We start from the raw sequence: 13741 nt of genomic DNA, 5'->3' as shown, positions 1-13741 counted from the left end.
GGCCCTCCCGCCCCATCCGTCATCCTCGATCAAAGTGCCAGGAGATCCGTGATCTCACCCGAAGAGGCTCGCACGCCCCTGGGGGAGACGCGCGCAACCCCCACTTCACCTGGCCGCCACACCGCTTTCTACCGGCTTTTCGGCTGCGGTGCCCAACCGGGTCGGGCTCCGCGGCAATCGCGCGGACGGGGCCCGCACCGGGCGCGACGACCGACACCCCGTCTTTCACAGGACTCTCCGCCCCCTGAGGTTCGGTTCCCGGCCCGGGACGCGACATAGATCACAAAGCCGCCATGTCCGCACTGGCCCATCTTGATCCGTTTGAGCTGCGTACACCCACTTTTACATCGCTATGACACGAGAAGATCACTCCCCGTAATGATGGTGCTTACACCTATGGTCGTCGACTTGTGTCCTTGTCGTCGATCGAAAGGCAGGCGAGCGAGCCCTTGCCGAACGCCACCACCGTCGCCGTGAGCAAGCAGCAGGCGCCGTCCCCCGCGGGACCCGGCGCCGCGCGGGCCCCCGAGCCCACCGTCACCGACCCGGCGCTGGTCAAGCGCGCCGTGAAGGCGGCCGCGCTCGGCAACGCGATGGAGTGGTTCGACTTCGGCGTCTACAGCTACATCGCGGTCACCCTCGGCAAGGTCTTCTTCCCGTCCGGCAACCCGACGGCGCAGCTCCTCTCCACCTTCGGCGCCTTCGCCGCGGCCTTCCTGATCCGCCCGCTCGGCGGCATGGTCTTCGGGCCCCTCGGCGACCGCGTGGGCCGCCAGAAGGTGCTGGCCGTCACCATGATCATGATGGCGGCCGGCACGTTCGCGATCGGCCTGATCCCCTCGTACGCCACGATCGGCGTCTGGGCGCCGGTCCTCCTCCTGCTCGCCCGCCTCGTGCAGGGCTTCTCCACCGGCGGGGAGTACGCGGGCGCGTCCACCTTCATCGCCGAGTACGCCCCCGACAAGCGGCGCGGCTTCCTCGGCAGCTGGCTGGAGTTCGGCACGCTCGCGGGCTACATCGGCGGCGCGGGCCTGGTCACCCTGATGACCGCGCTCCTGTCGAGCGACGACCTGCTGTCCTGGGGCTGGCGCATCCCCTTCCTGATCGCCGGTCCGATGGGTCTGATCGGCCTGTACCTGCGCATGCGCCTGGAGGAGACCCCGGCGTTCGCGGCCCACCTGGAGCGGGCGCACGCCGACGAGCGCACCCGCGGCAAGGTCGGCCTGCGCGAGATGGTGACCGGCCAGTGGCGCACCCTGCTGCTCTGCGTGGGCCTCGTCCTGGTCTTCAACGTCACCGACTACATGCTCCTGTCGTACATGCCGACGTACCTGACCAGCGAGCTGGAGTACGACGAGACGCACGGCCTGCTCGTCGTGCTCGCGGTGATGGCCCTGATGATGTGCGCCCAGCCGTTCGTCGGCGCGCTCACCGACCGCGTCGGCCGCCGCCCCGTCATCGCGGCGGGCTGCGCCGGTTTCTTCCTGCTCTCCGTCCCCGCCCTGCTCCTGATCCGCGACGGCTCGCTGTGGGCCATCGGCCTCGGCATGGCGGCGCTCGGCCTGCTCCTGGTCTGCTTCACGGCCTCCATGCCGTCGGCCCTGCCGGCCCTCTTCCCCACGAAGGTCCGCTACGGCTCGCTGTCCATCGGCTTCAACATCTCCGTGTCCGTCTTCGGCGGTACGACGCCGCTGGTGGTCACGGCGCTCATCGGGGCCACGGGGGACGTCATGATGCCCGCGTACTACATGATGGCGGCGGCCGTCGTGGGCGGCTTCGCCGTCTGGCGCATGACGGAGTCCGCGGGCCGGCCCCTGCCGGGCTCCCCGCCCGCGGTCGAGCCCGCCGCCTGACGCGTACCGGGGGTCAGGGGAGGGGTCCCTGGTTTCGGGAAGGGGCGGGTGTGGGGAGAGCCCCGCAGGGCCCCACCGCCACCACCCCAAGGAGTCCCATGACCACCGAGCCCACCTGGACCGCCGTCGACACCTACGTCACGGACCTCCTCGTCCCCGAGGACGAGGCCCTCGCCCACGCCCGCCGCGCGGCCGACGCCGCGGGGCTGCCCCCGATCAGCGTCACCCCCACCCAGGGCAAGCTCCTGCACCTCCTGGCCCGGCTCACCCCGGCCCACCGGATCCTGGAGATCGGCACCCTGGCCGGCTACAGCACCATCTGGCTGGCCCGGGCCCTGCCCGCGGACGGCCGGCTGATCACCCTGGAGTTCGAACCGGCCCACGCCGCCGTGGCCCGCGCCAACCTCGCCCACGCGGGCCTGGACAAGGTCACCGAGGTGCGCACGGGCCCCGCCCTGGACTCCCTGGCCGCGCTGCGCGCCGAGGGCGCCGCCCCCTTCGACCTCGTCTTCATCGACGCGGACAAGGCCAACAACGCCCGCTACCTGGAGTGGGCCCTGAAGCTGATCCGACCGGGCGGCCTGATCGTCCTGGACAACGTGGTCCGGGGCGGCGGGGTCGCCGACGCCGCGTCGGACGACCCGGCGATCCGCGGCACCCGCGAGGCCCTGGAGCTCATGGCGAGCCACCCGGACCTCGACGGCACGGCGGTGCAGACGGTCGGCGCCAAGGGGTACGACGGCTTCGCCCTGGCCCGCGTGCGGACCTGAGCCACGGCCCGGCCGGGGGCTCAGCCCTCGTGGTAGAAGCCCACGTTCACGCTCCGCGGCCCCGAGCGGTCCTGCACGACGATCTCCCCGGAGCCGCCCCGCGGCAGCGGCGCCGCCCCTCCGTAGGCGAGCGGCGTCGCCGCCCCGTGGGCGAGGAGCCGGACCTCGGACGCCGGGTTCGGCTGGGAGCCGCGCAGCCAGGTGACGGTCCAGGTGCCGTCGGGGCCGCAGCGGAACTCCAGGTGCGTACGGGAGACGAACAGCCAGTCCTGCGGCGGCACGAGCCCGCACACGCTGCCGTCGCGGCCGACCAGCAGCACGGCGCCCGGCTCGCTGGGAGCCTCCGCCATCGTCATGCCCGCGGTCGCGCCCGCGTCCGCACCCGACACCGTGGCCATCGTGAGCTCCAGCATCTCCGTACCCCCATGGTTTCGGACACTCGCGCGCATCCTAGCCTCGCCACCGCCGATTGCCTCGGGGACCATGGACCCATGACGGAGCGGAAACCACCGGGTGTGAGTTTCGAGTCCTGGATCGACCGGCAGATCCGCGAGGCGGAGGAGCGCGGGGACTTCGCCGCGCTGCCCGGCCGCGGCCGACCCCTGCCCGACGACGCGAACGCGGCCTACGACGAACTGTGGTGGGTCAAGCGGAAGTTGGCCCGCGAGGGCCTGTCCGTCCTGTCGCCGACGCTGGCCCTGCGCAAGGAGGCCGAGGACGTCATCGCGGCCGCGGCGGACGCGCCGTCCGAGCGCGTGGCGCGGCGCCTGGTGACGGAGCTGAACGAGAAGATCCGCGAGGCGCTGCGCAGGCCCCCGCCGGGCCCGCCGCTCGGCCTGCGGCCGTACGACGTGGACGAGGTGGCGCGCGCGTGGCGCGAACAGCACGGTGACTGACCCCGGACGCCCCCGGTCCCGGCCGGGACCGGGGCCTCACGCCGCGCTGACGCGGCCGTAGGCGAGGATGAGCCGCATGAGTATCGTGAAGATCAACGTCCTGAACGTGCCCGCCGAGCAGCGCGAGGTCCTGGAGAAGCGCTTCGCGTCCCGCGCGGGGACCGTCGAGAGCTCGGACGGCTTCGAGTGGTTCGAGCTCCTCCGCCCCGTCGAGGGCACGGACGACTACCTGGTGTACACGCGCTGGCGCGACGAGGCCGCCTTCCAGGCCTGGATGGAGGGCCCGATGAAGGCGGCCCACCAGGGCGCCGGCGACCGCCCGAAGCCCGCCGCGAGCGGCTCCACGGTGTGGTCCTTCGAGGTGGTCCAGCAGGCGGCGCCGAAGGCCTAGAGGCGCGCCCCGAAGGGGCGCGGGGCTGTGCCGATATGCGGCTCCGCCGCGCGGGCGCGGCCAGCCACGACGAAACCTGCACGCGGCAAACGGCGGTCAACGGCACGGCCCTACCGCACAGCTCCCCGCACGGGGTCCCGTGGGCGCTCGCCGTCCGAGCCGCACATCTCCGCGCCCAGTTCCTCCACGAGCTGCCGGAGGTCCGTCGGGCGTCCCGGGCCCCACCAGTCGCCGAGGAGCTCCGCGAGGGACTCCTCGCGGGCCTCGGCGAGGCGGGCGGCGGCCTCCCGGCCCTCGGGGGCGAGCCGCAGGCCGAGGCCCTCGCGCACCGCGAGGTGGCGCTCCTCCAGCTGGCGCGAGGCCTGGGTGATGACGGTCAGCGGCACCATGCTGCGCTCGGTGAGCGTCGCGGGCTCCACGTGCCCGTGCCGGCTGATGCGCAGGAGCAGCCAGCTCGCGGCGGGCAGCAGGTCGTACCCGGCACGCCGGGTGATGTCCTCGTAGACCGCGCGCCGCCCCTCCCGCGTGCCGAGGACGGACAGGGCCCGCGCCACCTCGTCGTACGAGGACCGCTGGACGGGGTTGCTGGCGAGCGTCTGGGTGGGGTCGGGCGCGGTGACCGCGCCGCGCAGCTTGTCCTCGCGCAGGAACCAGGCGAGCACGAAGGCGACGAGCGCGACGGGGGCCGCGTACAGGAAGACGTCGGTGATCGAGCTCGCGTACGCGTCGACGACGCCGGGTCTGAGCCCGGGCGGCAGCTCCGCGATGCCGCGCGGATCCGCCTTGAGGGAGTCGACGCCGACGCCGGGCGGCAGCTGCTGCCCGCTGAGGGCCGTGCCGAGCTTGTCGCCGAGCCGGTTGGTGAACACCGTGCCGAAGACCGCGACGCCGAAGGAGGCGCCGATGGAGCGGAAGAAGGTCGCGCCGGAGGTGGCGACGCCCAGGTCCTCGTAGCCGACGGCGTTCTGCACGATCAGCACGAGCACCTGCATGACGAGGCCGAGCCCGAAGCCGAAGACGAAGAAGTACGCGCTCATCTCGAACGTCGGGCTGTCCGGCTTCAGCTGGTGCAGGAGCAGCAGGCCGAGCGCGGTGACGCCGGTGCCCACGACGGGGAACACCTTCCAGCGGCCGGTGCGGCTGACGATCTGGCCGGACGCGGTCGACGAGATCAGCAGGCCGACGACCATCGGCAGCATGTGCACGCCCGACATGGTGGGCGACACGCCCTGGACGACCTGGAGGAACGTCGGCAGGTACGTCATGGCGCCGAACATCGCGAAGCCGACGACGAAGCTGATGACGGCGGAGAGGGTGAAGGTGCGGACCCGGAAGAGCTTCAGCGGGAGCACCGGCTCCGCCGCCCGCCGCTCGACCGCGACGAAGCACGCGCCGAGCACCACGCCGAGCACCGCGAGCCCGACGATCTGCGGGGAGCCCCAGTCCCAGGTGGTGCCGCCGAGCGAGGCGACGAGGACCAGACAGGTGGCGACGGAGGCGATGAGGAAGGTGCCGAGGTAGTCGATGGTGTGCCGGGCCGAGCGCGCCGGGATGCGCAGGACGGCGGCGATCACGACGAGCGCGACCGCGCCGATGGGCAGGTTGACGTAGAAGACCCAGCGCCAGCTCAGGTGCTGGGTGAACAGGCCGCCGAGCAGCGGCCCGAGCACGCTGGTGGCGCCGAAGACCGCGCCGAACAGGCCCTGGTACCGGCCGCGGTCGCGCGGGGACACGATGTCCCCGACGATCGCCATCGACAGGACCATGAGCCCGCCGCCGCCGAGGCCCTGGAGGGCGCGGAAGGCGATCAGCTCGGACATGTTCTGGGCGGCGCCGCACAGCGCCGAACCCGCCAGGAAGATCACGATCGCGATCTGGAAGAGCTTCTTGCGGCCGTACTGGTCGCCGAGCTTGCCCCACAGCGGGGTGGCCGCCGTGGCGGCCAGCAGATACGCCGTGACCACCCACGACAGGTGCTCCATGCCGCCGAGGTCGCTGACGATCGTCGGCAGGGCGGTCGAGACGATGGTCTGGTCGAGGGCGGCGAGCAGCATGCCGAGCAGCAGCGCGCCGATGGAGACCAGTACGCCGCCGGACACGTGTTCGCCGGGCCCCGCCCCGTGCTCCGGCCCGGACGGACGGGCGCTCACGTCCTGCGTCATGGACACCTCCCCGGGTGCTCCTCCTCTCCATCGTGGGCCGTGTCACCCGTTATGGCCTGTTGAGTCGTACGGCTGCATACTCCTGAGGAGCTCTACGGGGCCACCGATGGAGGGGAGCACCCAGTGAGCGAGCAGCACGGGAGGCCCGTGGGGCCCGAGGAGCCGGTCTTAGGGGCTTGTGGGACGCCTGTGGGGGCGTGTTGCCCCCGCTGTGGCAGATCGCGTGCGCCGGGTGGTGCGCCCGCGTGCGGATGTGCGCGTGAGGCCGCGGAGGCGATGCGTGAGAGCCGTTCCGCGCAGGCGGCGGCCGCCGAGGACTTCGATCCGCTGCGCATCCGGCCGTACGTGACGCTGCCGGAGCCGCGGGCACCGCTTCCGGCCCTGTCGTCGGCCCCGCCGCCACCGGCCGCCCGGCCCGCCGCGGTGCGGGCCGCCGGGGAGCAGGGCGCCCCGCGGACCTCCCGCAGACGGGCCCGCCGGGGCCGTACGGGCCTGCTCGCGGGGGCGGGGGCGCTGTTCGCCTCGGCGGCCGTGTTCGCCACCGGCATGCTCTCCGAGGGGGACGGCGGCGGCTCCGACCGGGCGCTGCCGGACGCGACGGAGAGCACCGACGAGGACCGGCCGCCGGAGGAACCGGCCGCGCGCGTGTCGGCCGATCCCGTGCCGAGCCCGCCACCGGCCCCGACCCCGACGCCGACGCCGAGCCGTGAGCGCCCCTCACCCTCCTCGTCGTCGTCCCCGTCGGCGTCGCCGCGGCCGAAGCACGCGCCCGCCACGTCCCCGACGCGGACGACGGCCCGCGCCACCGGCACCGTGTCCTTCCCGCCGTCCCCGCCGCCCGCCCTGCGCCTGGGCGACCGCGGCCCGGAGGTCACCGAACTCAAGGACCGCCTGCGCCAGTTACAGCTGTACGAGGGCCCGCCGGACGACACCTACACCCCTCTGCTGGCCCAGTCGGTAGCCCGCTACCAATGGGCGCGAGGCATCACCCAGGACCCCCTCGGCACCTACGGGAGGGCGACCCGCAGGTCACTGGAGGCAGAGACCGAAGCGTCGCCTTAGGGGCACGTGGGGCGACTTGCCGGGGCCGCGGAGGAGCCCCCTCAGAGGCGCGGGGAGCTGCGCGACCAGCCCACTGCAATCCGCGGCCCGAAGACCACAGGACCCACTGCGGTGCTACCGGAAACTCAGAACGAGCCGAAAGAAAGCCGAAGCACCCCGTCCGCCGAGGCGGTGACCCGGACCTGGGTGAGGTCGTCGACGCAGACGGTGGGCCCGTACTCGGCGGCCCGGGGCCCGACCCCGACGACCCTCATGCCCGCGGAGCGCCCGGCCGCGATCCCCGCCCCCGAGTCCTCGAAGACGACGCAGTCCTCGGGGGCGATGCCGAGTTCCGCCGCCCCCTTGAGGAAGCCCTCGGGGTCCGGCTTGCTGGCGCCGACGCTCTCGGCGGTGACGCGTATCGCGGGCATCGGCAGCCCCGCGGCGCCCATGCGGCCGGTGGAAAGGGCGACGTCGGCGGAGGTCACCAGGGCGTGCGGAAGGCCGGCGAGCGAGGCCATGAAGGCGGGGGCGCCGGGCACGGGGACGACGCCGTCCAGGTCGGCGGTCTCGCGGGCGAGCATCTCGCGGTTCTCGGCGTGGTTCTGCTCCACGGGCCGGTCGGGCAGCAGCAGCGCCATGGAGGCGTGCCCCTGGCGGCCGTGCACGACCTTCATGACCACGTCCGGGTCCAGCCCGTGCCGCGCCGCCCAGTCGCGCCAGCAGCGCTCGACGACGGCGTCGGAGTTGACGAGGGTCCCGTCCATGTCCAGGAGGAGGGCTCGGGCGGTCAGTTCGGTCACGGCCGTCATCGGCGTACTCCAAAGGCGAAGGGGACCCGCACACGCGTCGAGTAAGACAAGGCGGCCCCGCCCGCCGGTCAGGGAGTACGGGCGGAGCCACTTTGTTCCCTCACGGTACAAAATAAGTCCCGCAAGCGGCAACAACGCAGGTCAGACCCCCATCAGCGGCCCCGTTAGGGGACATCCGCCACCTCCGCGACGGCTCCACCTCAGGCCACCGCCTCGTAGAGGCTCCACAGGCCGAGCGCCAGCATCAGCAGCGCCGCGATCCGCGTGATGAGGGCCAGCGGCACCCGCTTCATCAGCGCCTTGCCGCCGACGATGCCGAGGCCCGCGACCGCCCAGAGCGCGAGCACCGCGCCGATGCCGACCGACAGCGGGTCGTCGTAGCGGGCGGCCAGGTTCGCCGTCATGATCTGCGTCAGATCGCCGAACTCCGCGACCAGGATGAGCATGAAGCCCGCCCCCGAGACCCGCCAGAAGCTCTGGCCCTTGGGCGCCTTGACCTCGTCGTCGCCCTCGCCCTTCTTCATGAGCAGCATCGCCGCGCCGCCGAGGAACAGCACGCCGGTGATCGCGTGCACCAGGCGCTGCGGCGCGAGCGTCAGGACGCTGCCCGCGGCCACGGCGAGCACGACGTGCACCGTGAACGCGGCGGCCACGCCCGCGAAGACGTAGCTCGCGCGGTAGCGGGTGCCGAGCACGAGCCCGGCGAGCGCGGTCTTGTCGGGCAGTTCGGCAAGGAAGACGACGCCGAAGACGAGCGCCGTCACACTCAAGCTGATCAAGGTTCCTCAATCGGTCGGGCCACCCCACCGAGAGCCTCGCAGCAGCCTTCGCTCACGACACCTCGGCACGGCAGCGCTCACGGGCGCACACGGATGTGTGCGCGGGCACTGCTTGCCGAAGGTCTCGCTGGCCGCCCACACCGTGGGCCGCCTCCGGGCGCCGGCCCAGCTTGCGCTGAGCAGTGTGTCGACGGTCCGGCGAAGAGCTACTCCCCTTCTGCTCCAGCCATCGTACGGGATCCCCCCAGGCCCGCGAACAGGGACTTTGGTCCGATCCGGGACGCCTCGCGGGGTGAGCTGAGTCACTCGGCGGCAACTCCCGCGACCCCGTGTACACATGACAAGCCGTGACATACCGCCGAACCCCTTGCCCCGGCCACCATTTTGACGCGACCCTGTCACCGCGCGCACACCTGCTGGCAACCCCACACCGCCAGCCTTTCCACGCCCGAGTGGTCAACATCCCCCCACCTCAAGGGAGTTCGCATGCCCGGAATCTACGCGCGTCGCCGCCCCGCGGCCCTGGTCGGCGCCGCCGCCCTCGCCTGTGCCGCCACCCTCCTGTCCGGCTCCCCCGCCCAGGCCGCGCCGCCCGAGCCGGTCAGCGCCGCCACCGCCCGCACCTACCTCGGCCAGCTCACCGAGCGCGCCGAGGGCTCGTCCGACGGCTACAGCCGGTCCAAGTTCCCGCACTGGATCACCCAGTCCGGCGCCTGCAACACCCGCGAGGTCGTCCTCAAGCGCGACGGCGAGAACGTCCAGCAGGACGGCAGCTGCGCCGCCGTCTCCGGCACCTGGAGGTCCGCTTACGACAACGCCACCTGGACCCAGGCGTCCGACCTCGACATCGACCACGTCGTCCCGCTGTCCGAGGCCTGGAAGTCCGGCGCCAACGCCTGGACCCAGGCCCAGCGCCAGGCCTTCGCCAACGACCTGGGCCAGCCCCAGCTCATCGCGGTCACCGACAACGTCAACCAGGCCAAGGGCGACAAGGACCCCGCCGAGTGGCTGCCCCCGGTCTCCTCGTACCACTGCACTTACGCGCGCATGTGGGTGGACGTGAAGCAGCACTACAACCTCAGCGTCGACCCGGCCGAGAAGAGCAAGCTCTCCTCGATCCTGAACGGCTGCTGACGGCAGATCTCCGGAACCGTCCCACCCGCCTCCGTCGTTCCGTACCGTACGGGGCGACGGAGGAGAGTGATCACTGTGGCACGGCTGCGTCTGGGGCCCCTGCTGAGATACGTCGACGGGCGGACCGCGACCGTGTGGGTCGAGGCCGACCGGCCCTGCACCGCCGAGGTGCGGTGCGCGGACGGCGCGGGCGGCTCGGCCCGCACGTTCCAGATCGCCGGGCACCACTACGCGCTCGTCCCGGTGACCGGACTGAGCCCGGACACGGAGACGGCGTACGAGGTGACGCTCGACGGGGGCACCGTCTGGCCGCTGCCCGAGAGCCCGTTCCCGCCGAGCACCCTGCGCACGCCGTCGGACGAGCCCGAGGCCGTCCGCGTCACCTTCGGCTCCTGCCGCTGGGCCGCGCCGCCCGCCGGGGAGCACGACCCCGTGGGCCCGGACGCGCTCGACGCCCTCGCCGCGCGCCTGGCCGCCGACCCGGCCGCCGAGCGCCCGGACGTCCTGCTGCTCCTCGGGGACCAGGTGTACGCGGACGAGGTCTCCAAGGCCACGCGCCGCTGGCTCGCCGCCCGGCGCGACCTGTCCGAGCCCCCGGGCGACCAGGTCGCGGACTATGAGGAGTACACCCACCTCTACTACGAGTCCTGGCTCGACCCCGAGGTGCGCTGGTTGCTCTCCACCGTGCCGAGCTGCATGGTCTTCGACGACCACGACGTCATAGACGACTGGAACACCAGCGCCTCCTGGCTCGCCGACATGCGGGCCACGCCCTGGTGGGGCGAGCGCGTCCGCAGCGGCCTGATGTCGTACTGGGTCTACCAGCACCTGGGCAACCTGCCGCCCGCCGAGCTCGACCGCGACGAGCTGTACGCGGCGGTGCGCGCGACCCCCGACGGCACGGACGCGCTGACCGCCTTCGCCGCCCGCGCCGACGCCGATCCCAGGGCGGCCCGGTGGAGCTACCGCCGCGACTTCGGCCGGACGCGGCTGCTCATGGTCGACACCCGCGCCGCCCGCGTCCTGGCGGAGGACCGGCGCGCCATGCTCGACCCCGACGAGGCGCGCTGGCTGCGCGAGCAGGCCCTCGACGGCGGGTACGACCACCTCCTGATCGGCACCTCGCTGCCCTGGCTGCTCCCCCACCTCATCCACGACGCCGAGGGGTGGAACGCCGCGCTGTGCCGGGGCGAGCGCGGCGCCCGCTGGGCCCGCTTCGGCGAGGACCTGCGGCGGCGCGCGGACCTGGAGCACTGGGCGGCGTTCCCCGCCTCGTTCGCCGCGCTCACCGAGCTGATCGCCGAGGCGGGCTCGGGCCCGGACGCCCCCGCGACGGTGTGCGTCCTGTCCGGCGACGTCCACCACGCGTACGTCGCCGAGCCCGCCTGGCCGAAGGGCACGGCGCCCGCCGCGCGGGTCCTCCAGCTCACCTGCTCGCCGGTGCACAACTCCATCCCCGCCTCGATACGCGTCGGCTTCCGCTTCGGCTGGAGCCGCGCGGGGCGCGTCATCGGCCGGCTCTTCGCCCGCCACGGGAGGCTGGCGCCGACCGGGGTCAGCTGGCGCAGGACGGGCGGCCCCTGGTTCGGCAACCAGCTGATGACCCTGACGATGCGGGGCCGCGCCGCCGAGCTCCGCCTCGAGCAGGCCGGGGCCGCCGGAGGACTCACCACCGCGGCGTCGCGGCAGCTGTCTCCCCCGGGGTAGTTCCGGCCGGGCCGTGCGGGGGTTTCGGCAAGGAGCGGGTCCGGGGGGCCGTCGCGAGGCATGATGCGGACCGTTCGCTTCCCCATGCACCACGACCGCCGCATCCGCCGTAACGGCCGCATCGGCCGCATCCGCCGTATCCGCAAAGGGAGCCCCCGCTTGTCCCTCGCACCCCCCAACCCCGCCCTGGCCGTCGTCGGGGCGGGCCCCCGTGGCACCAGCGTCCTGGAACGCCTCTGCGCCTCGGCCGCCGAACTGCTCGCCCCCGGCTCGCGGCTCACCGTCCACGTCGTCGACCCGGCGCCACCGGGCCCCGGCCGGGTCTGGCGCACCGACCAGGCGCCCGAGCTCCTGATGAACACCGTCGCCTCCCAGGTGACCCTGTTCACCGACGCGAGCGTCGACTGCGCGGGACCGGTCGGACCGGGGCCGAGCCTGTACGAGTGGGCGGCGGACGGGCACATACCCGGGCTCGGCCCGGACGACTACCCGACGCGCGCCGACTACGGCCGCTACCTGGAGTGGGTGTTCGCCCGGACGCTGCGCACGGCCCCGGACGCCGTCCGCGTCGTCACCCACGCGGCCCGCGCGACCCGCCTGTCCGAGACGGCCGACGGCTTCCAGACCCTCCTGCTCGACGGCTCCCGCGCCCTGACCGGTCTGTCGGCCGTCGTGCTCGCCCAGGGCCATCTGCCCACCGCGCCCGCCGCCGCGCTGACCGGTCTCTCGGAGTACGCCGCCCGCCACGGTCTGCGCCACGTCCCGCCCGCCAACCCGGCCGACGTCGACCTCTCCCCGCTCGCCCCGGGCGAGCCGGTGCTCCTGCGCGGGCTCGGCCTGAACTTCTTCGACCACGTGACGCTCCTGACCGAGGGCCGCGGCGGCCGCTTCGTCCGCACGCCGGGCCGCCCGCCGCGCTACCTGCCGTCCGGCGACGAGCCGCGGCTGTACGCCGGTTCGCGGCGCGGCGTGCCGTACCAGGCGCGCGGCGACAACGCGAAGGGCCCTTGGGGGCGGCACGAGCCCGCCGTGCTCACCGCCGACGTGATCGCCCGCTTCCGCAAGCGCGCGGACAGCGGGGACGCGCCGGACTTCCGCGCCGAGGTCTGGCCGCTGGTGGCGAAGGAGGTGGAGACGGTCTACTACGGGGCGCTGCTGAGCGCCCGTGGCACACCGGGGCGGGCGCGGGCCTTCCGCGACCGCTTCCTCGACGTCCCCCACCGGGACCCCGAAGAGCCCCCGCTCCTGGACGCGTTCGGGATACCGGAGGCCGACCGCTGGTCCTGGGCGCGGCTCGCGCGCCCGTGCGCGGGGCGGACCTTCGGCTCGCCGGGCGAGTTCCGTGCCTGGCTGCTCGGCCATCTGCGCGCGGACGCCGCCCAGGCCGCGCTCGGCAATGTCGCGGGCCCGCTGAAGTCGGCCCTCGACGTGCTGCGCGACCTGCGCAACGAGCTGCGGCTCACCGTGGACCACGGCGGCATCACGGGCCGCTCGCGCCGTGACCACCTGGACGCCTGGTACACGCCGTTGAACGCCTTCCTGTCGATCGGCCCGCCCCGGCGGCGCACGGAGGAGCTGACGGCGCTGATCGAGGCGGGCGTGGTCGAGGTGCTCGGGCCGCGCCTCGAAGTGCGGGCGCAGGAAGGGGCGTTCGTCGCGCGCTCGCCGGACGTACGGGGCTCCGGGGTGCGGGTGACGACGCTGGTGGAGGCGCGGCTCCCGGAGCCCGACGTACGGCGCGCCGGGGACGCGCTGCTCGCGGAGCTGCTGCGGTCCGGGCGGTGCCGCCCGCACACCGTCGACGGCTACGAGACGGGCGGCCTCGACGTGACCGTGCGCCCCTATCACCTGATCGACCGTCAGGGCCGGGCACATCCGCGGGTGTTCGCGTTCGGGGTGCCCACGGAGGGCGTGCACTGGGTGACGGCGGCCGGGGCCCGGCCGGGCGTCGACTCGGTGACCCTTTCGGACGCGGACGCGGTGGCGCGTGCCGCGCTGCGGGCCGCGGCAGCTTTCCCCGGCACGACTCTGGCCTCCGGCGCTCCCCAGGCTCCAGACTTGCCCCAGACCCCCGACTTGGTACAGACCAACACCCCTCACAGGATTCTCATGAAAGACTCAGATGTTGAAGTTGCAAGTACTAGTTAGGCCCACCTAATCTTGAGGCTTCGCGATCGGTTCACGTCCCCAACCGAA

Annotated in this window: 12 protein-coding genes; 8 read left to right on the top strand and 4 right to left on the bottom strand. The window is 73.4% G+C overall.

The window, feature by feature from the left end:
- Window positions 1–473: 473 nt before the first annotated feature.
- Both proP and IG74_RS0120045 read left to right on the top strand, forming a co-directional pair.
- A complete protein-coding gene (gene proP, locus IG74_RS0120050; RefSeq protein ID WP_051855058.1) occupies window positions 474–1853 on the top strand; it encodes a glycine betaine/L-proline transporter ProP in 1380 nt (459 codons plus the stop codon).
- 98 nt (window positions 1854–1951) lie between these two features.
- Complete coding sequence (locus tag IG74_RS0120045; protein WP_030678811.1) at window positions 1952–2623, top strand: O-methyltransferase; 672 nt, start codon at window positions 1952–1954, stop codon at window positions 2621–2623.
- A gap of 20 nt (window positions 2624–2643) precedes the next feature.
- On the opposite strand, the gene IG74_RS0120040 is transcribed toward IG74_RS0120045, so the two are convergent.
- Window positions 2644–3036 carry a hypothetical protein gene (locus IG74_RS0120040; protein WP_030678808.1) on the bottom strand — a complete coding sequence of 131 codons (393 nt, stop codon included), beginning with the start codon at window positions 3034–3036 and terminating at the stop codon, window positions 2644–2646.
- A gap of 78 nt (window positions 3037–3114) precedes the next feature.
- Between IG74_RS0120040 and IG74_RS0120035 the strand changes: the two genes are divergently transcribed.
- Together IG74_RS0120035 and IG74_RS0120030 are read left to right on the top strand one after the other, a co-directional pair.
- On the top strand, window positions 3115–3519 hold the full coding sequence (locus tag IG74_RS0120035; protein ID WP_030678805.1) for a DUF1992 domain-containing protein: 405 nt from the start codon (window positions 3115–3117) through the stop codon (window positions 3517–3519).
- 76 nt (window positions 3520–3595) lie between these two features.
- Window positions 3596–3910 carry an antibiotic biosynthesis monooxygenase family protein gene (locus tag IG74_RS0120030; protein WP_030678800.1) on the top strand — a complete coding sequence of 105 codons (315 nt, stop codon included), beginning with the start codon at window positions 3596–3598 and terminating at the stop codon, window positions 3908–3910.
- A 110-nt stretch (window positions 3911–4020) separates the two neighbouring features.
- On the opposite strand, the gene IG74_RS0120025 is transcribed toward IG74_RS0120030, so the two are convergent.
- Window positions 4021–6072: an MDR family MFS transporter gene (locus IG74_RS0120025; protein ID WP_030678796.1), complete on the bottom strand. Its 2052-nt coding sequence runs from the start codon at window positions 6070–6072 to the stop codon at window positions 4021–4023.
- 276 nt (window positions 6073–6348) lie between these two features.
- On the opposite strand from IG74_RS0120025, the gene IG74_RS0120020 reads away from it, so the two are divergent.
- Window positions 6349–7134, top strand: coding sequence for a peptidoglycan-binding protein (locus IG74_RS0120020; RefSeq protein WP_051855045.1), 786 nt, complete (start codon window positions 6349–6351; stop codon window positions 7132–7134).
- 125 nt (window positions 7135–7259) lie between these two features.
- Here the strand turns inward: IG74_RS0120020 and IG74_RS0120015 are convergent, their stop codons facing one another.
- Complete coding sequence (locus IG74_RS0120015) at window positions 7260–7925, bottom strand: HAD family hydrolase (protein ID WP_030678789.1); 666 nt, start codon at window positions 7923–7925, stop codon at window positions 7260–7262.
- Window positions 7926–8125: 200 nt separating this feature from the next.
- Complete coding sequence (locus IG74_RS0120010) at window positions 8126–8704, bottom strand: TMEM165/GDT1 family protein (protein WP_030678786.1); 579 nt, start codon at window positions 8702–8704, stop codon at window positions 8126–8128.
- Between the two features lie 486 nt (window positions 8705–9190).
- Here IG74_RS0120010 and IG74_RS0120005 point away from each other — a divergent pair, with 486 nt between their 5' ends.
- The 3 genes from IG74_RS0120005 to IG74_RS0119995 all read left to right on the top strand — a co-directional run bounded on the left by IG74_RS0120005 (window position 9191) and on the right by IG74_RS0119995 (window position 13693).
- Window positions 9191–9838, top strand: coding sequence for an HNH endonuclease family protein (locus IG74_RS0120005; protein ID WP_030678782.1), 648 nt, complete (start codon window positions 9191–9193; stop codon window positions 9836–9838).
- A gap of 75 nt (window positions 9839–9913) precedes the next feature.
- A complete protein-coding gene (locus IG74_RS0120000) occupies window positions 9914–11545 on the top strand; it encodes an alkaline phosphatase D family protein (RefSeq protein ID WP_037825774.1) in 1632 nt (543 codons plus the stop codon).
- A 159-nt stretch (window positions 11546–11704) separates the two neighbouring features.
- Window positions 11705–13693 (top strand): FAD/NAD(P)-binding protein, encoded by a 1989-nt coding sequence (locus IG74_RS0119995; RefSeq protein WP_030678778.1) that lies wholly within the window; start codon window positions 11705–11707, stop codon window positions 13691–13693.
- Window positions 13694–13741 lie beyond the last annotated feature (48 nt).

It is taken from the genome of Streptomyces sp. NRRL B-1347, from assembly GCF_000720325.1.
Lineage (GTDB): Bacteria > Actinomycetota > Actinomycetes > Streptomycetales > Streptomycetaceae > Streptomyces.
The sequence above is the reverse complement of the archived record's forward strand: the minus strand, read 5'-3'. Positions and strand labels throughout refer to the sequence as shown.